Source organism: Pseudomonas sp. Root329, from assembly GCF_001424925.1.
In the GTDB taxonomy this organism is placed as follows: Bacteria; Pseudomonadota; Gammaproteobacteria; order Pseudomonadales; family Pseudomonadaceae; genus Aquipseudomonas; species Aquipseudomonas arabinosi.
Genome location: NZ_LMCV01000006.1, coordinates 54,138 through 72,451 on the forward strand (window position 1 = coordinate 54,138; position 18,314 = coordinate 72,451).

Below are 18,314 nucleotides of genomic sequence, written 5' to 3' on the forward strand. Positions count from 1 at the left end.
TTGCATGACCGATCACGCATTGCTTCTGGTCAATCTGGGCTCACCGGCCTCCACCTCGGTGGCGGATGTGCGCAGCTACCTCAATCAATTTCTGATGGACCCGTATGTGATCGACCTGCCATGGCCGGTGCGACGTTTGCTGGTGTCGCTGATCCTGTTCAAGCGCCCGGAGCAGTCTGCCCACGCCTACGCCTCGATCTGGTGGGAGGAGGGCTCGCCGTTGGTGGTGCTCAGCCGTCGCCTGCAACAGGCCATGACTGCCCAGTGGACCCACGGTCCGGTGGAGTTGGCGATGCGTTACGGTGAGCCGTCTATTGAATCGGCGCTGGTGCGCCTGACGGCTCAGGGCCACAAGAAGATCACGATCGCGCCACTCTATCCACAGTTCGCCGACAGCACTGTGACCACAGTGATCGAGGAGGCCAAGCGGGTGGTGCGCGATAAGCAGTTGGATGTGCAGTTTTCGATTCTCCAGCCGTTCTACGATCAAGCGGAATACCTTGATGCGCTGGTGGCCAGCGCCAAGCCGTATTTGCAGCAGGATTACGATCACTTGCTGCTCAGCTTTCACGGATTACCGGAACGGCATCTGAAGAAGCTCAATCCGGGTCACAGTTTCGAAGGGGGTGGCGATTGCTGCGCTGGAGCGCCGCCGGAAGTGGTCGCGACCTGTTATCGCGGGCAATGCCTGCGTACGGCTGCAGAGTTTGCCAAACGCATGGGGTTGCCGGACGGCAAGTGGTCGGTGTCGTTTCAGTCGCGTCTGGGCCGGGCCAAATGGATCGAACCCTACACCGAAGCGCGCCTTGATGAGTTGGCGGGAATGGGCGTGAAGAAAGTGCTGGTGATGTGCCCGGCGTTCGTTGCCGATTGCATCGAGACGCTGGAAGAAATCGGGGATCGCGGCAAAGAGCTGTTCCGCGAGGCGGGAGGGGAGGAGTTGGTGCTGGTGCCGTGTCTTAACGACGATCCGCAGTGGGCGCGGGCGTTGAGCACGTTGTGCGAAAGAGCCCCGTTGGCGCTTTAAAAGCTTCGCGAGCAAGCCCGCTCCCACATTTGATCGGTGTCGAACACAAAATCTGAGTTCACCGAATATCAAATGTGGGAGCGGGCTTGCTCGCGAAGGCGTCCTGTCAGTCAGCGATAATCTTGAGCCTGCTTACAGCAGTGATTCATTCGCCTTCTTGTGCTTCCAGCTGTCATTACCCGGCAGCAACAGGTTCAGCGCAATCGCCGTCACCGCGCACAGTGCGATGCCTTTGAGGCCGAAGTCGTCCGGCCCAGTGCCGGTGCCGACCAGGACGCCGCCAATCCCGAACACCAGGGTCACCGAGACAATCACCAGATTGCGCGCCTCGCTCAGGTCGATCTTGTGGCGAATCAGCGTGTTCATGCCCACCGCCGCAATCGAACCGAACAACAGGCACAGAATCCCGCCCATCACCGGCACCGGAATGCTTTGCAGCAGCGCGCCGAACTTGCCGACGAACGCCAGGCTGATGGCGAAAATCGCCGCCCAGGTCATGATCTTCGGGTTGTAGTTCTTGGTCAGCATCACCGCGCCCGTCACTTCGGCGTAGGTGGTGTTGGGTGGGCCGCCAAACAGGCCGGCTGCGGTGGTGGCAATGCCATCGCCGAGCAGGGTGCGGTGCAGGCCGGGTTTTTTCAGGTAATCGCGACCGGTTACGCTACCGACTGCGATCACGCCGCCGATGTGTTCGATGGCCGGAGCCAGGGCCACCGGAACGATGAACAGAATCGCCTGCCAGTTGAATTCCGGCGCGGTGAAGTGCGGGATCGCAAACCAGGGGGCGGCGGCAATTTTCGCGGTATCAACGACGCCGAAATAGAACGCCATCGCAAAACCCACCAGCACGCCGGAGATGATTGGCACCAGGCGGAAAATGCCTTTGCCGAACACCGCGACGATCAGGGTGGTCAGCAGCGCTGGCATCGAGATCAGCATTGCCGTCTGATAATGAATCAGCTCAGTGCCGTCGCCAGCCTTGCCCATCGCCATGTTGGCGGCGATTGGCGCCATGGCCAGGCCGATGGAGATGATCACCGGGCCAATCACCACCGGTGGCAGCAGACGGTCAATGAAACCGGTGCCTTTGATCTTCACGGCAAGGCCGAGGAAGGTGTAGACGAAACCGGCCGCCATCACGCCGCCCATGGTCGCCGCGAGACCGAACTGGCCCTTGGCGAGAATGATCGGGGTGATGAAGGCAAAGCTCGACGCCAGGAACACCGGCACCTGACGCCCGGTGACGATCTGGAACAGAATCGTCCCCAGGCCTGCGGTGAACAGCGCCACGTTCGGGTCGAGGCCGGTAATCAGCGGCATCAACACCAGGGCGCCAAAGGCCACGAACAGCATCTGCGCACCCGACAGCACCGTGCGCCAGAGCGGATCGTTGAACTCTTGCTGCATGCTCAAGCGTCCTTCTGCTTGGTGCCGAAGATCTTGTCACCGGCATCGCCCAGGCCTGGGATGATGTAACCGTGTTCGTTCAGTTTTTCGTCAATGGATGCGGTGTAGATGGTCACGTCCGGGTGAGCCTTCTCTACGGCGGCAATGCCTTCAGGGGCAGCCACCAGCACCATCGCGCGGATATCCCGGCAACCGGCCTTTTTCAGCAGGTCGATGGTCGCAACCATGGAGCTGCCGGTGGCGAGCATCGGGTCGATGATCATCGCCAGGCGTTCGTTGATTTCCGGAACCAGTTTTTCCAGGTAGGTGTGGGCCTGCAGGGTCTGTTCGTTGCGGGCCACACCCACGGCGCTGACTTTGGCGCCCGGGATCAGGCTCAGCACGCCTTCGAGCATGCCGATACCGGCGCGCAGGATCGGTACTACAGTAATTTTCTTGCCGGCGATTTTCTCGACCGACACCGTGCCGCACCAGCCTTCGATGTCGTAGCTTTCCAGCGGCAGGTCTTTGGTGGCTTCATAGGTCAGCAGGGCACCGACTTCCTGAGCGAGCTCACGGAAATTCTTCGTGCTGATGTCGGCGCGGCGCATAAGGCCGAGTTTATGGCGGATCAGCGGATGGCGGATCTCGAGGATGGGCATGGGAAAGGCTCCGGCGGCGGGCAAAAAAACCGGCCTAGATTAATCTATCCGAGGGTGTTGTCCTATAGACATAAAGTACGTTAGTCCACAAACGCTTGATCTGGCCGTGCGGGATGCGTACCTTTGCCCGCTTTTCCTGAACCGCCACCCCCTGGAGAGCGCCATGTCCGCTGATCTCGAGCATATCCGTCAAATCATGCGAGAGGCTGACTGCCTGTACACCGAAGCTGAAGTCGAGGCGGCCATCGCCCGCGTCGGTGCACAAATCAACGACCAGCTGGCTGAAAGCAATCCGGTGGTGTTCTGCGTGATGAACGGCGGGCTGATTTTCTCCGGCAAGCTGCTGACCTATCTGAACTTCCCGCTGGAAGCGTCCTACCTGCACGCCACCCGTTATCGCAACGAAACCAGCGGCGGCGACCTGTTCTGGAAAGCCAAGCCGGAAGTGTCGTTCCTCGACCGTGACGTGCTGATCATCGACGACATCCTCGATGAAGGTCACACCCTGGGCGCGATCATCGACTACTGCAAACACGCCGGCGCCCGCGCTGTGCACACCGCCGTGCTGATCGACAAGGACCACGACCGCAAGGCTCGCCCGGACCTGAAAGCCGATTTCGTCGGCCTGCCATGCATCGACCGTTACATCTTCGGTTACGGCATGGACTACAAGGGCTACTGGCGTAACGCCAACGGGATTTTTGCCGTTAAAGGCATGTAACTCCCGACGCGGTTTGCGCTGGTTCTGTAGCAGCTGGCGCAGCCTGCGTTCGGCGGCGAAGCCGTCGTAAATCCTGAGTCCACGGTTTAACTGAAGAATCGCGGTGCCTGATCTCACGACTGCTTCGCAGCCGGACGCAGCCTTCGGCAGCTGCTACAGTGCTCGGCCCCGCCCTCCGGAGCCCGTCATGAGCCTTTTGATCCGCAGCTGCGCCGCCCTGTTGCTGACCGTCAGCCTGCCTCTGGCGGCCGCCCCGGCGCCGATGCACGCGCAGTTCTTGCCCCCCGATGACCTGACCCTGCGTGACGCGGAGCCCGAGCAGCAACAGCTGTTGCAGGTTACCGAGTACTCGGTGGTGGTCGGCAGCCAGCGCCAGTCCAACCAGCAGCCGATTCCGGTGACCTCACCCTTGCTGATCCGTCTCAAGGGCAAATCCTTGAACAAGGGCGCGACCATCAGCCAGGTGCTGGTCAATTTCGATGGCGAAAGCAAAAGCCTGAAAAAGCCGATCTACGACGACAAAAGCAAAACCCTGACGCTGTTTTACCCGATGGCTCAGTACCGGGTGGTGATCGACTTGTTGCGCAATGACACGGTGTATTGCCAGTTCCTCAGCTACGCCAACGGCCATGTCTGGGCCGATCTGCACACGGGCGCTGTTCGTCCGCGTTGAGCCCGGTGGCAAGGGAGGGGTAAACTGCCCGCCCCGTGAAATGTCTGCGAGCTGGAGTCGGCAATGCGTAAAGATAAGAAGCAAGTGATTGGTGACGAGATCGGCGATGAGCAGATCAAGCTGTTCCTCGATTTCGAACCGGTCGACGCCACGTCGCCGTCGCTGCACAAACTGATCAAGGCCTATCGCGGCCTGCGCATCGATGACTTCGGGCGTTTTCTGACGTTCTTCGTCGAAGCCGGTCTGGATCTGGACGGCAAGGATGAGCACGGCAATGACTTTGTTGCCCTGATCAAGGATCAGCGCAACGCGGCCGAGTACATCGAACTGATCGAAAAGGCTCACGGTTAAGATCAACAGATCGCAGCCTCGCTACGCTCGACAGCTCCTACAAATGGTTCGCTCACACTTGTAGGAGCTGTCGAGCGTAGCGAGGCTGCGATCTTTTAAAGGCACAAAAAAAACGCCCCGCTCTCAATGAGAACGGGGCGTTTTTTATGCGGCCGAATCAAGCGTAGCTTTCGGTCTCGTTGCTGGCTTCAACCAGTTCCAGCGCGACGTTGTTCTGCACGTTGATCTTGCGATACAGCGCAGCATCGGTTTCCAGAACCTTTTCCCGAGCCGGGAAGATTTCCGCGAGCTTGGCAGCCCACTCACCGGACGCTTTGTTCGGGAAGCATTTTTCGATCAGTTCCAGCATGATCGAAACAGTCACCGATGCACCTGGCGAAGCGCCGAGCAGGGCCGCAAGGGTACCGTCCTTGGCCGCGACCAGTTCGGTACCGAACTGCAGAACGCCGCCCTTTTTCGGGTCTTTCTTGATGATCTGCACCCGTTGGCCGGCCACTTCCAGGCGCCAGTCTTCGGCTTTCGCTTCAGGGTAGAAGCGGCGCAGGGAATCCAGGCGCTGCTCCATCGACTGCATCACTTCGCTGACCAGGTACTTGGTCAGGTCCATGTTGTTTTTCGCCACGGCCAGCATCGGACCGATGTTGCCGGCGCGAACCGACATCGGCAGGTCCATGAAGGAGCCGTGCTTGAGAAACTTGGTGGTGAAGCCGGCGTAAGGTCCGAACAGCAGGGACTTCTTGCCATCGACGACGCGGGTGTCCAGGTGCGGCACCGACATCGGTGGCGAACCCACGGCCGCCTGGCTGTAAACCTTGGCCTGGTGGTGTTTGACCACTTCCGGGTTGTCGCAACGCAGCCACTGGCCGCTGATCGGGAAGCCGCCGAAGCCTTTGCTTTCTTCGATGCCCGAAGCTTGCAGCAGCGGCAGTGCCGCGCCACCAGCGCCGAGGAACACGAACTTCGCGTCGACGTCACGGGAATTGCCGCTGTTGACGTCCTTGATGCTGACGGTCCAGCCGCTGCCGTTACGCTTGAGGCCGGTCACGCGCTTGCAGTACTTGACCTGGGCATCGGGTGCGCTGGTCAGGTGCTTGAGCAGTTGATTGGTCAGGGCGCCGAAGTTGACGTCGGTGCCGTTCATGACGCGGGTGGCGGCGACGACTTCGTCGGCCGGCCGGCCAGGCATCATCAGCGGCATCCACTCGGCCATGGTGGCCTTGTCTTCGGTGTATTCCATGTCCGAGAAGGCGTGGTGCTTGCTCAACGTCTTGAAGCGTTCCCTGAGGAAGGAAACGCCATCGTCACTCTGGACGAAGCTCAGGTGCGGCACCGGGCTGATGAACGTCTTGCACGAGCCGAAGGTGCTTTTCTTGGTCAGATAGGACCAGAACTGCTTCGACACCTCGAACTGGGTGTTGATGTGCACGGCTTTCTTGATGTCGACGGTGCCGTCGGCGGCCTGCGGCGTGTAGTTGAGCTCACACAGCCCGGCGTGACCGGTACCGGCGTTGTTCCACGGGTTCGAACTCTCCGCGGCACCGGAATCCATCAGCTCGACGACTTCCAGCTTGATCGCGGGGTCGAGCTCTTTGAGCAGTACAGCGAGGGTGGCACTCATGATGCCGGCCCCAACCAGTACTACGTCGACTGCTTCGTTATGCGCCATTTAACGCGTCTCCAAAATCTGCAGCACCAAATTGTCGGCATGGCTGCCAGGTGTTCAGGGGCGTGTCAGTGATGCCCCAGGTACTCATGGCAGTATCGCCATGTCCGAATCTTCGCAATTTTTTGCAACTTCGACGGACGCTACCGGCCGGGTCTAAAAGAGTTACATGAACTCACTTCAACGCGCGGCTGGCAATTCGACTTATGGTCGATACATCCGTTTGTGCAACCAAATCCGTAGAGGACAGGCTTCAGGATCCGGTGTTCGAGGCGTACTCGGTCCTGTGTCGTTGGGCTGTTTCAGACGCTAATGGTGCATATTCAGACGCAAAACTATTCATTTGCTCGCCACACTCTTGTGAAGTTGTGAAAACCCGTTTTTTTCACGCTCTTTTGAAGACGTGAACCTCAAAAAAGGGCTGCCCCAGCCTGGCACCGTGCCCGGATGGATTGCCGCCATGGGATACATGACAAGCAAAACGGGCAAACAGCTCAGTAACCGAGCGTAATGACAGCTCTGCAGATTCGCGAAAAGTGGGGGTTTTGCTCAAGGAACAGCAAGCGCGCCAGCTTCACTCGATCTGTGTGGGCGGCTCTCTGTGGGCGGTGCGGGGTGTCAATACAAGCGCATTGACGATGCTGCGAGGCCCGATCAGGAGACGTCCTTATAATCGGGGGGAGATTGTAGCGAAGAAACGCAGGGAAATGGTCGTGTTTAATGACTTTTATTAGGTGTTCGGTCAGGTGGTCAACAGGTGTTGAACCCGCGCACGTGGCTGGCGCTGGCTGACACGGGCGCTAGGGGGCAGGGGATGGTGCAGCCAGTTGAGACGGATTTCTTCGATTTCGACCCAGTCATCACCCATCGGCTGGAGGCTGCACTGTTTGAATGCCTGGCAATGGCCGTTGCGGTCGAGCAGGGCGAAGCAGCGATGCAGCGGACGTGGGTTGAACAGCGAGATGAGATAGCGCATGGCGAAGTACCTTTTGGGGTGACTGCTGTGAAGGTTGCCAGCGAGCCATGACGAGCAAGTGTATGGGCGGTGACATCTCTGTGACAGGAACCGCGGTCTGAAGGGTTTGTCAGAGATTTCAGTAATCACTGTGAGGTGCTAGTTACCCGCAGTGGCCCACCGCTATACTGCGGGCCTGTTTGTGCCTGATTCTGGAGAGAAGAGCATGTTGCAACGCCTGTTGTTCGGTTTGATCACTGTGACCAGCTTGACGCTGGTCGGCTGCGCCCACAGCCCGCAACAACTGAATCCGGAACCCAAGCTGACGACTCAGCTGGCACCGGTCGGTCATGGTCAACCGGTGGTGGTGCGTGTGGCGGACGGTCGTCCGTCGCCGACTTTGGGCACCCGTGGTGGCCTGTACCCTGAGACCAGCGCGATCACCGTGCAGGGCGCGCAAATTCTGCCGAAGTTGCAGGCTCAGGCCGAAGCGGCCGTGCGGTTGCTGGGTTTTACTCCATCCAACAACGCACCGAATGCACCGCAAATCACTGTGACCCTGGTCGAGCTGAAGTATCAGTCGCCTAAAGAAGGCATGTACGTGACCGAAGCGACCATCGGCGCGACGTTCCGCTCCGATGTGCAGAATGCCAATCGTCGTTACAGCGGCCGTTACGGTGCATCGCTGGACCAGCGTTTCGGCATGGCGCCGAACCAGGAAACCAATACCAAGCTGGTTAGCGATGTGTTGAGCGATGCGTTGACGCGTCTGTTCAAGGATCCGACCGTGGGTCAGGTTCTCGGCGAATAAACTTTCGCTGGATTCAAAAAAGCCCGGTGCCAGCAATGGCCCCGGGCTTTTTCATTCAGGTGTACACCACCGAACAACTGTGGGAGCGTCAGGCGGCTTCGGAGTAGAAGTCCAGCATGCTCACGCCCGTCAGCAACTCAGGACAGGAATCGGTCAAATGGTTCGTTATTTGTCGGAAAGCAAGGGCAGGTGGCGAGGCTTTCGGTAGAATCCGTGCCGCGGTCGTCGGTTCGGCGTCTGCCACACCTGTTTTGCTGAGGTTCGTGATGTCGTTGCATTTGATTTCGCTGTTTACCAACCATCCCGCCAAGTTGATCAACCTGTTGGCCTTGTTGTTTGCCTTTCCGGGCGGCTGGATGCTGCATGCCACTCGTCGCCGCGAACAGCGCGCGTTGGCCACTCTCGAAGCGCAAAGCCAGAGCCGTCGTATCGATGAACCGACGTTGATGCTGGACGGGGCGACCTTGCGCATGAACCGGTTTTTCTATGGATTCGGTTTTGCCTGCCTGGGGTTGGCGCTGCTGGTGTCATGGATCAGCACGCGGGTCTGACAGCAAAATACGCAGCAATGAAAACGGCGCCCGAGGGCGCCGTTGTCGTCTCCAGCCAAAAACGTTACAGCGGCAAACCTGCTTTCACACGGTACTGATTGCGCACCGGCGTCGCGTATTGCAGGACCATGAACGGACGATGCTCCTCAGGGCACGCGTCCAGACGCTGTTGCCATTGCTCCTGAGCCTTGGCCAGTTCGTCCGCCGCAAACACCTCAGCGGCTTTCGGCACCTGCAATTGCGGGTCGGCGTCTTTCCACTGGGCGTAGGCCAGGTAGTGCACCGGGAACAGGCGGTAGCCGCCGAGGATCTGCCGGTCCATCTCGATCGCCAATTGCTTGGTGTCGTCGAACAGCTCGGTGATCGGCGAAGCGAAATTCACATGCACGCGGCCCTTGTAGCCGGTGATGCCCTTGGCGATGCTCACATCGTCCTCGCCCGGCACTTTGGTGTAGCTGCCGGTGGTGGCGCGGATGAACAGCTCGCGCGCCTTGGCTTGATCGCACGGGTCGTATTCATAGCTGATCGACACCGGGGTGAGGTTCAGCGAGCGAATGACTTCGCCAAACGGCTCGTCCTTGCGGCTCATGTGGAACATTTTCAGGATCGCCGACTCGGTGCGGTCGTCGCCGTCCTTGGCCCGGCCTTCGGCCTGGGCGATCCAGATCGAGGCGCAATCGTTGCGGATCGAGTGATTGATGTAGGCCGACAGCAGCTGATACGCCGCCATCTTCTCGCGTCGACCGGCGATCGAACGGTGCACGATGAAGCTCTTGTTCAGGCGCATCAGATCGCTGACGAAGGGCTTTTGCAGCAGGTTGTCGCCGATCGCGATGCGCGGTGTCGGCAGGCCGGCGTGGTACACGGCATAGTTGACGAAGGCCGGGTCCATTACGATGTCGCGATGGTTGGCGATGAACAGGTAGGCGCTGCCGGACTTGAACTGCTCGACGCCGGTGTACGTCACACCGTCCGTGGCTCGCTCGATGGTGTGGTCGACGTACATCTCGACTTTGTCCTGCAACGTGGCCACCGACGTGACGTCAGCGAACTCACGGCGCAGCCGATGAGCTATAAGAGGTTTGAGCATCCAGCCGAAAGCACCGGCAAAACGCGGGAAGCGGAAGTGGATGAGGATATCTAGAAACGCCTTGTCGCCGAGCAGCCGGTCCAGCACTGCCGGGACTTCGCTGTCATTGTAAGGTCGGATGGCATCGAATTCGCCCATCATGCTCTCTTGTTAGAAACGGCTAGGGTAAGTAAAGGTTTTGATCGAAAACCAACGGGGTACGGTCTGAAAAGTTAGCCAGACAAAAATAGCCCTGCAAATAGACCGGCGATTATACGCACAAGTCACCTGGGAGACCGCGATGCTGGAAACCGAGCGCTACGAATGTCCGTATTGTGGTGAAGAGGCAGAGGCCGTTCTGGACTTGTCCGGTGGCGATCAGACCTATATCGAAGACTGTCCGGTGTGTTGCCGTCCGATCACGTTTGTTCTGCAGACTGACGGTCAGGAATGGTTGCTCGAAGTTCACAGCGAAAACGAATGAAAGGGGCACCCCATGCAGCGAATCTACGAGCCGGAAAACCTCATGGAAGGTGAGTTGCTGCAAAGCATGTTGGCCAGCGAGGGCATCGAAGCGCATTTGGTGGGCCGCGATTTGCTCGGTGGCAGCGGCGAATTGCCGATCTTTGGCCTGCTGGGCCTGTCGGTCGATAACGACGAGGCCGAGTACGCCCGGGAGTTGATCACCGCGTACAATGCCGCTCTGCCGATGCCCGGCGATGAACCGGAAAGTTTTCCCGGCACGCTGGTCTGTTAGGCTGACGTTCGTTTTATCAAGAGTCGTGTTGCCCCATGTGTGGACGTTATGCCCTGTTTCGCTGGAACCCCGCCTTCGCGGCCCTGCCTGGCTTCCCCGCCGATCAGCAGGCCCAGTGGAATATTTCTCCCAACGATTCGGTGCTGATGCTGCGTGCGGGCGTTGACGGCCAGCGTGAATTGGCCCGCGCACGTTGGGGTTTGACGCCGCCATGGCTGACCGATTTGTCCCGCACGCCAGCCCATGCCCGGGCCGAAACCGTTGCCGAACAACCGATGTTTCGTCAGGCCCTGCGCGAACGCCGTTGCCTGCTGCCGGCCAACGGTTTTTACGAATGGCGCGGCACGACGCGCAAACGGCCGTACTGGCTGACGCCGGGGGAGGGTTCGGCGCTGTTTTTTGCTGCGATCTGGGAAGCGTATCCGGTGCAGGAGCAGGTGTGGCTGAGCACGGCGGTGATCACGCAGCCGGCGGCGAGTCAGCGCCGGCCATTGATTCTCGATGCGGCGGGGCAGGAGGCGTGGCTCAATCCAGAGACTCCGTTGCATGCCTTGCAGGCATTGCTCGCCAGTGAACCCGCGGCGTTGCGCGAGCGGGTGTTGGCGAATCTGGTGAATGATCCGAAGCTCAATGGGCCGGAGTGCCTTACCCCCGGCTGATGGGGTGTCTGTGCTGGCCCCATCGCGAGCAAGCTCGCTCCCACAGGTTTTGTGAACGCCACAGACCCTATGTGGGAGCGAGCTTGCTCGCGATGGGGCCTTTGGATCAGACCTTGAACTGATTGATCAACCGCCGCTGCTGTTCAGCCAACTTGGTCAGATCCGCACTCGCCGCACTCGACTCATCCGCTCCGCCCGCCACTTCATTGGCCACTTGCCCAATGTTGATCACGTTCCGATTAATGTCGTCAGCCACCGCACTCTGTTCCTCAGCCGCACTGGCAATCTGGGTGTTCATGTCGTTGATCACCGACACCGCCTGAGTAATCGTCTCCAGCGCCTCGGCCGCTTTCGCCGCGTGCTGCACGCTTTCATCGGTGCGGCTCTGACTGTCCTCCATCACCCGCACCACATCGCGCGTGCCTTGTTGCAGCTGCTGAATCATGGTCTGAATTTCTTCAGTGGCTTTCTGAGTCTTCTGCGCCAGGTTGCGCACTTCATCGGCCACCACCGCAAAACCGCGTCCCTGTTCGCCGGCGCGGGCCGCTTCGATGGCGGCGTTCAAGGCCAGCAGGTTGGTCTGTTCGGCGATCCCGCGAATCGCCGTCAGGATCGCATTGATGTTCTCGCTGTCCTTGGCCAAGGTTTGCACCACGCCGACAGCCTTACCGATTTCTATCGCCAGCACGCCAATCGAGTTCGACGTATCGCGGACGATTTGCATGCCTTGCGCCGCGGCCTGATCCGCATGACTGGCGGCTTGCGCAGCCTGGGTCGCGTTGCGTGCCACGTCCTGGGCGGTGGCGGTCATTTCATGTACCGCAGTGGCGACTTGATCAATCTCGGCCATTTGCTTGTGCACACCGATGTTGGTGCGGATGGCGATATCGGCAGTGTGTTCCGATGAATCACTGACGCTCTGCACCGACGTCACGACCTGGGTGATCATCACCTGCAACTTGGCCAGGAAGGTGTTGAAGCCTTTGGCGATCGAGCCCAATTCGTCGGCGCGGTCGCTGGTCAGGCGGCGAGTCAGGTCGCCTTCGCCCTGAGCGATGTCGTCGAGCATGGCAACCATCTGCTTCAGCGGCCGGGCAATGCCGTGGCCCACCAGCCAGATCACCAGCAAGCCGATACCGGCAATCAACAAGCCGACCATGGCCATGCCGAAGGTGTCGGACTTGCGCTGGGCGTCCAGATCGCCCTGAAGTTTTTGCAGATCGGCCATCACTGCGTTCAGCGGCAATTGCAGCATGAGGGTCCAGCGAGCGTCGGTCTGGCCGATACCGAACGGCAGGTACAACTCGATCCGGCCCTGGGCCTTATCGACGGTGTAGGTGACTTCGCCGCGCTTGAGATTGGCCATGTTGGCGATCTGCTGGCTGTCGAGGATGTCGCTGACCTTCTCGCCGAATTTGCTCGGGTCCTTGGTGTAGGCAACGATCCGGCCGTTGCCGCCGATCAGGGCCATTTCACCCGCGCCGCTGTACAACTTCTGATTCGCGCCGAGGAGCATTTCCTGGATGAAGTTCACCGAGAGGTCGGCGCCGACGATGCCCTGGAAGGCGCCGTTGAGCATGATCGGTTCTATGAAGGAGGCGAGCATGACGATTTTGTCGCCGACCTTGTAGGGCGCCGGATCGATCACGCAGGATTTTTTGGTTTCTTTCGAGCACAGGTAGTACTCGCTGGCGCGTACGCCGGTGGACAGGGTTTTCTGGTCGTCGACGTCCACCAGTTTGTCCAGGCCCAGGCTGCCGTCTTCGTTGCGGAACCACCACGGCAGGAAGCGGCCGTTGCTGGCGTCGATGCCGACCACCTGGGTGTCGACGTAAGCCGCATCGTTGTGATCGAGGGCGTTTTTTTCCCAGCCGATGTAGGTGCCGAGAATTTTCGGGTTCTTGACGACGTTTTCCTTGATCAGGCTGATCAATTGCTCGCGGCTCAGGTTCAACTGTGGCTGGCCATCGGCACCCGGTGTGCCGATCAATGCGTTGACTCGCACCAGTCCGCCGGCAATCAGCAGTGGCGCTTCGAGCTCGCGCTGGATCTGGCTGACCTGGGTTTGCGCCAGTGACGTCAGGCGTTGTTCGATGACTTGCTCGAATTGTGCCTGGGTCCGCTGCTGGACCATGTCTTGTGTCCGTGCGCCGGAAAACAACGCGTACAGCACCAGGGCTGCCACGACACTAAGAACGATGGCGCCGGCGAGGGCCGCCACGGAAAACTGGATCGACTTGAATTTCATGGGTGCTCCGCACGCAAGAGGACGTCTGCGGTGCTGTATCGGCAGGGGTGTCGATGGCCATGAGCGGAGGTTGGCGAATTGGTTGTTTTGGAGGGATTGATGTCGCAAACGAATCACTGCGGGCCGTTATCGACCGCGGTGGGCACCGTTATGTGAATTTTTTCCTACGTCCATGAGAGCTTTGTCTGAAATGTGCGTCTACACCTCTGTTGTATCTGGCGTCGATACAATTCACCACCTAGGATACGCCGCATGTTTTCAGAGAGATTTTTGATGAACAAGACATTGGTTTTGTGTGCGCTGAGCGCAGGTCTGCTGCTCTCCGGTTGCCAGTCGGTCAATACCACCAGCGGTGGCGCGGTGGGCGTTGAGCGCAAGCAGTACATGTTCAGCATGTTGTCGACCGACGAGGTCAACCAGATGTACGCCCAGTCTTATCAAAAGACTGTCGGCGAGGCGAACACCAAAGGCGTGCTGGACAAGACCAGTAACGAAGCCAAACGTGTCCAGGCGATTGCCGACCGGCTGATTGCCCAGGCGCCGGTTTTTCGTCCGGATTCGGCCCAATGGAAATGGGAAGTCAACCTGATCAAGAGCGACGAACTCAACGCCAACTGCGGGCCTGGCGGCAAGATCATTTTCTACACGGGGCTGATCGACAGCCTGCAACTGACCGACGATGAGATCGCCGCGATCATGGGCCACGAAATCGCCCACGCCCTGCGTGAGCACGGTCGTGAAGCGATGTCCAAGGCTTACGGCATCGAAATGGCCAAGCAGGGCGCCGGTGCCTTGTTCGGTCTGGGTCAGGACAGCCTGGCGTTGGCGGATACCGTGGCTAACTACGGCATGACCTTGCCTAACAGTCGCGCCAATGAAAACGAGGCGGACCTGATCGGCCTGGAACTGGCCGCTCGCGCCGGTTACAACCCGAACGCCGCGATCACCCTGTGGAACAAGATGACCAAGGCCTCGGAAGGTTCGCCGCCGGAGTTCATGAGTACTCACCCGGCGTCGTCGAGTCGTATTGCTTCGTTGCAGGCGGCGATTCCGAAAGTCATGCCGCTGTACGAGAAAGCCAGGAAATCCTGATGCACATGCGGTGCTGCCACTGACGCCTTCGCGAGCAAGCCCGCTCCCACATTGGAACGCGATCTCCTGTGGGAGCGAGCCTGCTCGCGAAGAACGATAACGCGGTATGACGGCCTACGGGGTCAAACCCAACCGCTGCTCTGCATCGCCTTGTACACCGCGACAATGGCGAGGATGAAGAATGCCGACGCCGCCAGGCGACGAATTAACGTCAACGGCAATTTATCCGCGGCAAAGTTACCCGCCAAAACCACCGGCACGTTGGCAATCAACATGCCGGCGGTAGTGCCGATGATCACCAGCCACAGCTCCGGGTATTGCGCAGCGAGCATTACCGTGGCGACTTGCGTCTTGTCGCCCATCTCCGCAAGGAAAAACGCGATCAACGTGGTCAGGAACGGTCCGAACTTGCGGGCGGTGCTGGCTTCGTCGTCGTCCATCTTGTCCGGCACCAGGGTCCACAATGCGGTCGCGGTGAAGCTTGCGGCGAGGATCCAGTGCAGCGTCGCATTCGAGAAGAAACTACCGACCCAGGCGCCTACCGCACCGGCTGCAGCGTGGTTGGCCAGGGTTGCAGCGACGATACCGGCGATGATCGGCCAGGGTTTGCGAAAGCGAGCGGCGAGAATGAGCGCGAGCAATTGCGTCTTGTCGCCGATTTCGGCCAAGGCAACGATTGCGGTGGGAACGAGAAGTGAATCCAGCATCAGGGTTTTCCTAAGGGGCGGGTCGACACGGCTATGACACGTACAGCCTTCCCGCCCCGGGTAAGGTGTTCGTGTCATAGGTCTTGTCAAACCCTGCGATCCGTCTGATGCGGACGCTTGGGTCGCATACGCCATGGTCTGTTGACCAAGTATGTTGACGTATGCCGGACGAGCATGGCGCTCGTGGGAGACTACTCCCCTAGGACGGAGCGGATTCTGCCTAGGCAAAATCCGTTAGGCAAGCACTTATTTATCAGCCGCGTTTGGCCCGATAGATTCTGAAACCCTGTCCCTCGGCCTTGATTGCGCACACGCCGAGGTGCTCTTCGATCAGCGGTTGATACTTCAGGAAGCTGTTGGCTACCAAGCGCAGTTCGCCGCCGTTTTTCAGATGTTTGGCTGCTTTTCGCAGCAAGTTCTCGGTGGCGAAGTAGTCGGTGTGAACGCCGACATGGAACGGTGGGTTGCTCAAAATCGCACTCAAACCCATCGGTGCTGCGTCGATACCGTCACCGGTAATCACATCAGCTTCCAGACCGTTGGCAGCCAATGTCAGGCGACTACTGGCAGCCGCAAACGCATCCACATCAAGCAAGGTGACCTGGTTGTGTGGATAACGACGTTTCACCGCTGCTCCCAACACGCCGGCGCCGCAACCGAAGTCCAGCAGATGGCCGCTCGGCAATTTGTCCAGATGCTCCAGCAACAGCGCGCTGCCGCGATCCAGCCGACCGTGGCTGAACACGCCCGGCAGGCTGATGACTTTTAGCGGACCTTCGGCCAGCGGCAACTCATAAGTCTGGGCCAGACTTTCCAGCGACTTGGCTTCTGGCGCAGTGGCCACGGTAACCTGCCACAGCTGGCAATGCCGCGCGCTGTCGAGCTTGCGCGGTTTGCCGAAGGGGTTCAGTTGCTTGGCCGCACCTTCGATGCCGCTGCGTTTTTCACCTACAAGATACAGTTCACGACCGGCCAGTCTGGAGGCGAGGGCGTTGAGGATGTAGTCGGTCAGGTCCTTGGACTTGGGCAGAAACACCACGGCGGTGTCGAACGCGCGCTCCGGTGCATTCACACCGAAATGGCTGCGCTCGGCGAAGCGGGCATCCAGCGCTGCTTGATCGCCGGCATGCCAGCACCAGCCATGAGCGTCGGGCAAACGGCCCAGCAGGTCATCGGCGGGCAAACCGGCCAGCAGCACCGAACCCTGGAACAACTCGGCCTGACGAAGCAGTACTTCACTGCGCGGATCCATACTCTGCTCCTGTAAAAAAGTGCCGCAGTCTATCAACTGACGACCCGCAGTGCTTTACCGCTGAAGTATCCCTGAGCGTTTTCGGTCAACTGGCCCACGATTCGTTGGCGTGCCTCGCGACTGCCCCAGGCGTTGTGCGGGGTGACAATCAACCGTGGAATGTCGTGGGCCAGCAGCGGATTACCGGCGGTCGGTGGCTCGACACTCAGCACGTCGGTGGCCGCACCACCCAGGTGACCATTGCGCAAGGCATCGGCCAGCGCCTGTTCGTCGATCAAGCCACCGCGTGCGGTATTGACCACGAACGCACCGGGTTTCATCGAGGCCAGCTCACGGGCTCCGATGAAGTGGCGGGTGTGTTCGTTGAGCGGGCAATGCAGGGTCAGCGCGTCGATCTGCGGCAGCAGCTCTTCCAGTGGCAAACGATCCGGCCGGGCAGGGCGCCCGGGAATCTGACCGAGCAGTACACGCATGCCAAAGGCTTCGGCGAGTCGTGCGACGGCGCCGCCCAGTTCACCGTGACCGAGCAGGCCGAGGGTTTTGCCTTCCAGTTCGACAATCGGGTAATCCAGCAGACAGAACTGCTTCGCCTGCTGCCAGCGACCTTCGCCCACAGCCTTTTGATAATCAGCCAGGCGCGTCGCCAGATTGAGCAGCAACATGATCGTGTGCTGCGCCACCGACGGCGTGCCGTAACCCTGGCAGTTGCAGACGGTAATTCCGTGGGCGCGGGCGGCGGCGAGGTCAACGTTGTTGGTGCCGGTGGCCGTGATCAGGATCAGCTTCAGCTCGGGGCTGGCAGCGATGGCGGCGGCGTCGATCAGGATTTTGTTGCTGATGGCAACGGCGGCGCCCTTGAGGCGTTCGATCACTTGGTCCTGCGTGGTCTGGGCGAAAAGCTGTAAGTCACTGAAACACTCTTGCAGCGGGCTGAGGTCGAGGTCGCCCAGGTCCAGGGACGGATGGTCGAGGAAAACGGCGCGGTGAGTGTTCGTCATCAACTGTACCTTTTGTGCAATGAACTGAAAGCGTAATCTGCCGAGCCTACCAGATGAAACAAACAGTTACGCTTGGCCAAAAGGATCCCCTATGTACTGGACAGAGTTTTTGACCGTTGCCCTGATTCACCTGCTGGCTGTGGCCAGCCCCGGCCCGGACTTTGCCGTGGTGGTGCGTGAGAGCGTGACCCATGGTCGTCGCGCTGGCACCTGGACGGCGCTGGGTGTTGGCACGGCGATTTTCCTGCACGTCGGCTACTCGTTGCTCGGCATTGGCCTGATCGTGTCCCAGTCGATCGTGTTGTTTAATGCCCTGAAATGGGCGGCCGCCGCGTACCTGCTGTACATCGGCTTCAAGGCCTTGCGAGCACAGCCGGCCCAACCTGCGGCTGACGATCTGCACAAGGAAACGGGCGAGCGCACTGCTCGCGGCGCTTTCACTTCGGGTTTCGTGACCAACGGTCTGAACCCGAAAGCGACGCTGTTCTTCCTTTCGCTGTTCACCGTGGTGATCAATCCGCACACACCGCTGGCGGTACAGGCGGGCTACGGCATCTACCTCGCGGTAGCCACCGCTGTGTGGTTCTGCCTGGTGGCGATGCTGTTCAGCCAGCAGCGTGTGCGCGCAGGTTTTGCCCGGATGGGCCACTGGTTCGATCGGACGATGGGCGCGGTACTGATCGCCATCGGTGTGAAACTCGCGTTTACCGAGATGCACTGAGGCCCGGTGAG

At 59.7% G+C, this 18,314-nt stretch carries 20 protein-coding genes and 1 riboswitch; of the genes, 11 read left to right on the forward strand and 9 right to left on the reverse strand.

The features are described 5' to 3' along the window. Positions 1–4 precede the first annotated feature (4 nt). The gene (gene hemH, locus ASC74_RS08500) at positions 5–1,027 is read left to right on the forward strand and encodes a ferrochelatase (protein ID WP_056740818.1); all 1,023 of its coding nucleotides are present in this window, start codon (positions 5–7) and stop codon (positions 1,025–1,027) included. 132 nt (positions 1,028–1,159) lie between these two features. Here hemH and ASC74_RS08505 read toward each other — a convergent pair whose 3' ends face one another. Beyond that, positions 1,160–2,434, reverse strand: a complete 1,275-nt coding sequence (locus ASC74_RS08505) for a uracil-xanthine permease family protein (protein ID WP_056740820.1) — start codon at positions 2,432–2,434, stop codon at positions 1,160–1,162. Positions 2,435–2,436: 2 nt separating this feature from the next. After that, positions 2,437–3,075, reverse strand: coding sequence for a uracil phosphoribosyltransferase (gene upp, locus ASC74_RS08510; RefSeq protein WP_008025893.1), 639 nt, complete (start codon positions 3,073–3,075; stop codon positions 2,437–2,439). Positions 3,076–3,238: 163 nt separating this feature from the next. Here upp and ASC74_RS08515 point away from each other — a divergent pair, with 163 nt between their 5' ends. From ASC74_RS08515 to ASC74_RS08525, 3 genes are all read left to right on the forward strand, one after another. Continuing rightward, complete coding sequence (locus ASC74_RS08515) at positions 3,239–3,796, forward strand: hypoxanthine-guanine phosphoribosyltransferase (RefSeq protein WP_046048293.1); 558 nt, start codon at positions 3,239–3,241, stop codon at positions 3,794–3,796. Between the two features lie 187 nt (positions 3,797–3,983). After that, positions 3,984–4,469, forward strand: coding sequence for a hypothetical protein (locus tag ASC74_RS08520; protein ID WP_056740822.1), 486 nt, complete (start codon positions 3,984–3,986; stop codon positions 4,467–4,469). Between the two features lie 63 nt (positions 4,470–4,532). Continuing rightward, positions 4,533–4,820 (forward strand): PA4642 family protein, encoded by a 288-nt coding sequence (locus ASC74_RS08525; RefSeq protein ID WP_056740824.1) that lies wholly within the window; start codon positions 4,533–4,535, stop codon positions 4,818–4,820. Positions 4,821–4,977: 157 nt separating this feature from the next. Here ASC74_RS08525 and mqo read toward each other — a convergent pair whose 3' ends face one another. Together mqo and ASC74_RS08535 are read right to left on the reverse strand one after the other, a co-directional pair. Then, positions 4,978–6,486: a malate dehydrogenase (quinone) gene (mqo, locus tag ASC74_RS08530; RefSeq protein WP_056740825.1), complete on the reverse strand. Its 1,509-nt coding sequence runs from the start codon at positions 6,484–6,486 to the stop codon at positions 4,978–4,980. A 739-nt stretch (positions 6,487–7,225) separates the two neighbouring features. Further along, entirely contained in the window at positions 7,226–7,459 is a 234-nt protein-coding gene (locus ASC74_RS08535; protein ID WP_056740827.1) for a hypothetical protein, read from the reverse strand. A gap of 205 nt (positions 7,460–7,664) precedes the next feature. Here ASC74_RS08535 and ASC74_RS08540 point away from each other — a divergent pair, with 205 nt between their 5' ends. Then, the gene (locus ASC74_RS08540) at positions 7,665–8,249 is read left to right on the forward strand and encodes a YajG family lipoprotein (protein ID WP_056740829.1); all 585 of its coding nucleotides are present in this window, start codon (positions 7,665–7,667) and stop codon (positions 8,247–8,249) included. Between the two features lie 266 nt (positions 8,250–8,515). After that, a complete protein-coding gene (locus ASC74_RS08545; protein WP_056740831.1) occupies positions 8,516–8,800 on the forward strand; it encodes a hypothetical protein in 285 nt (94 codons plus the stop codon). Between the two features lie 64 nt (positions 8,801–8,864). On the opposite strand, the gene ASC74_RS08550 is transcribed toward ASC74_RS08545, so the two are convergent. Further along, positions 8,865–10,028 (reverse strand): 1-acyl-sn-glycerol-3-phosphate acyltransferase, encoded by a 1,164-nt coding sequence (locus ASC74_RS08550; RefSeq protein ID WP_177338841.1) that lies wholly within the window; start codon positions 10,026–10,028, stop codon positions 8,865–8,867. A 142-nt stretch (positions 10,029–10,170) separates the two neighbouring features. Here ASC74_RS08550 and ASC74_RS08555 point away from each other — a divergent pair, with 142 nt between their 5' ends. Genes ASC74_RS08555 through ASC74_RS08565 form a run of 3 tightly spaced genes read left to right on the forward strand, consistent with a single transcriptional unit; the run spans position 10,171 to position 11,285 of the window. Next, positions 10,171–10,353, forward strand: a complete 183-nt coding sequence (locus tag ASC74_RS08555) for a CPXCG motif-containing cysteine-rich protein (RefSeq protein ID WP_008153387.1) — start codon at positions 10,171–10,173, stop codon at positions 10,351–10,353. Positions 10,354–10,365: 12 nt separating this feature from the next. Then, positions 10,366–10,626 carry a putative signal transducing protein gene (locus tag ASC74_RS08560; RefSeq protein ID WP_033061286.1) on the forward strand — a complete coding sequence of 87 codons (261 nt, stop codon included), beginning with the start codon at positions 10,366–10,368 and terminating at the stop codon, positions 10,624–10,626. 35 nt (positions 10,627–10,661) lie between these two features. After that, a complete protein-coding gene (locus ASC74_RS08565; RefSeq protein ID WP_056740835.1) occupies positions 10,662–11,285 on the forward strand; it encodes an SOS response-associated peptidase in 624 nt (207 codons plus the stop codon). Between the two features lie 106 nt (positions 11,286–11,391). On the opposite strand, the gene ASC74_RS08570 is transcribed toward ASC74_RS08565, so the two are convergent. Further along, a complete protein-coding gene (locus ASC74_RS08570; RefSeq protein ID WP_056740837.1) occupies positions 11,392–13,533 on the reverse strand; it encodes a methyl-accepting chemotaxis protein in 2,142 nt (713 codons plus the stop codon). A gap of 273 nt (positions 13,534–13,806) precedes the next feature. On the opposite strand from ASC74_RS08570, the gene ASC74_RS08575 reads away from it, so the two are divergent. Continuing rightward, positions 13,807–14,625 (forward strand): M48 family metallopeptidase, encoded by an 819-nt coding sequence (locus ASC74_RS08575; protein ID WP_056740840.1) that lies wholly within the window; start codon positions 13,807–13,809, stop codon positions 14,623–14,625. Between the two features lie 122 nt (positions 14,626–14,747). Here ASC74_RS08575 and ASC74_RS08580 read toward each other — a convergent pair whose 3' ends face one another. The 3 genes from ASC74_RS08580 to ASC74_RS08590 form a co-directional block, all read right to left on the reverse strand. After that, entirely contained in the window at positions 14,748–15,332 is a 585-nt protein-coding gene (locus tag ASC74_RS08580; RefSeq protein WP_008155932.1) for a TMEM165/GDT1 family protein, read from the reverse strand. An 88-nt stretch (positions 15,333–15,420) separates the two neighbouring features. After that, positions 15,421–15,545: riboswitch (yybP-ykoY riboswitch) on the reverse strand. Between the two features lie 40 nt (positions 15,546–15,585). Beyond that, positions 15,586–16,584: a class I SAM-dependent methyltransferase gene (locus ASC74_RS08585; protein WP_056740842.1), complete on the reverse strand. Its 999-nt coding sequence runs from the start codon at positions 16,582–16,584 to the stop codon at positions 15,586–15,588. Between the two features lie 32 nt (positions 16,585–16,616). After that, positions 16,617–17,582 carry a 2-hydroxyacid dehydrogenase gene (locus ASC74_RS08590; RefSeq protein ID WP_056740844.1) on the reverse strand — a complete coding sequence of 322 codons (966 nt, stop codon included), beginning with the start codon at positions 17,580–17,582 and terminating at the stop codon, positions 16,617–16,619. A 91-nt stretch (positions 17,583–17,673) separates the two neighbouring features. On the opposite strand from ASC74_RS08590, the gene ASC74_RS08595 reads away from it, so the two are divergent. Next, a complete protein-coding gene (locus ASC74_RS08595; RefSeq protein ID WP_056740845.1) occupies positions 17,674–18,303 on the forward strand; it encodes a LysE family translocator in 630 nt (209 codons plus the stop codon). Positions 18,304–18,314 lie beyond the last annotated feature (11 nt).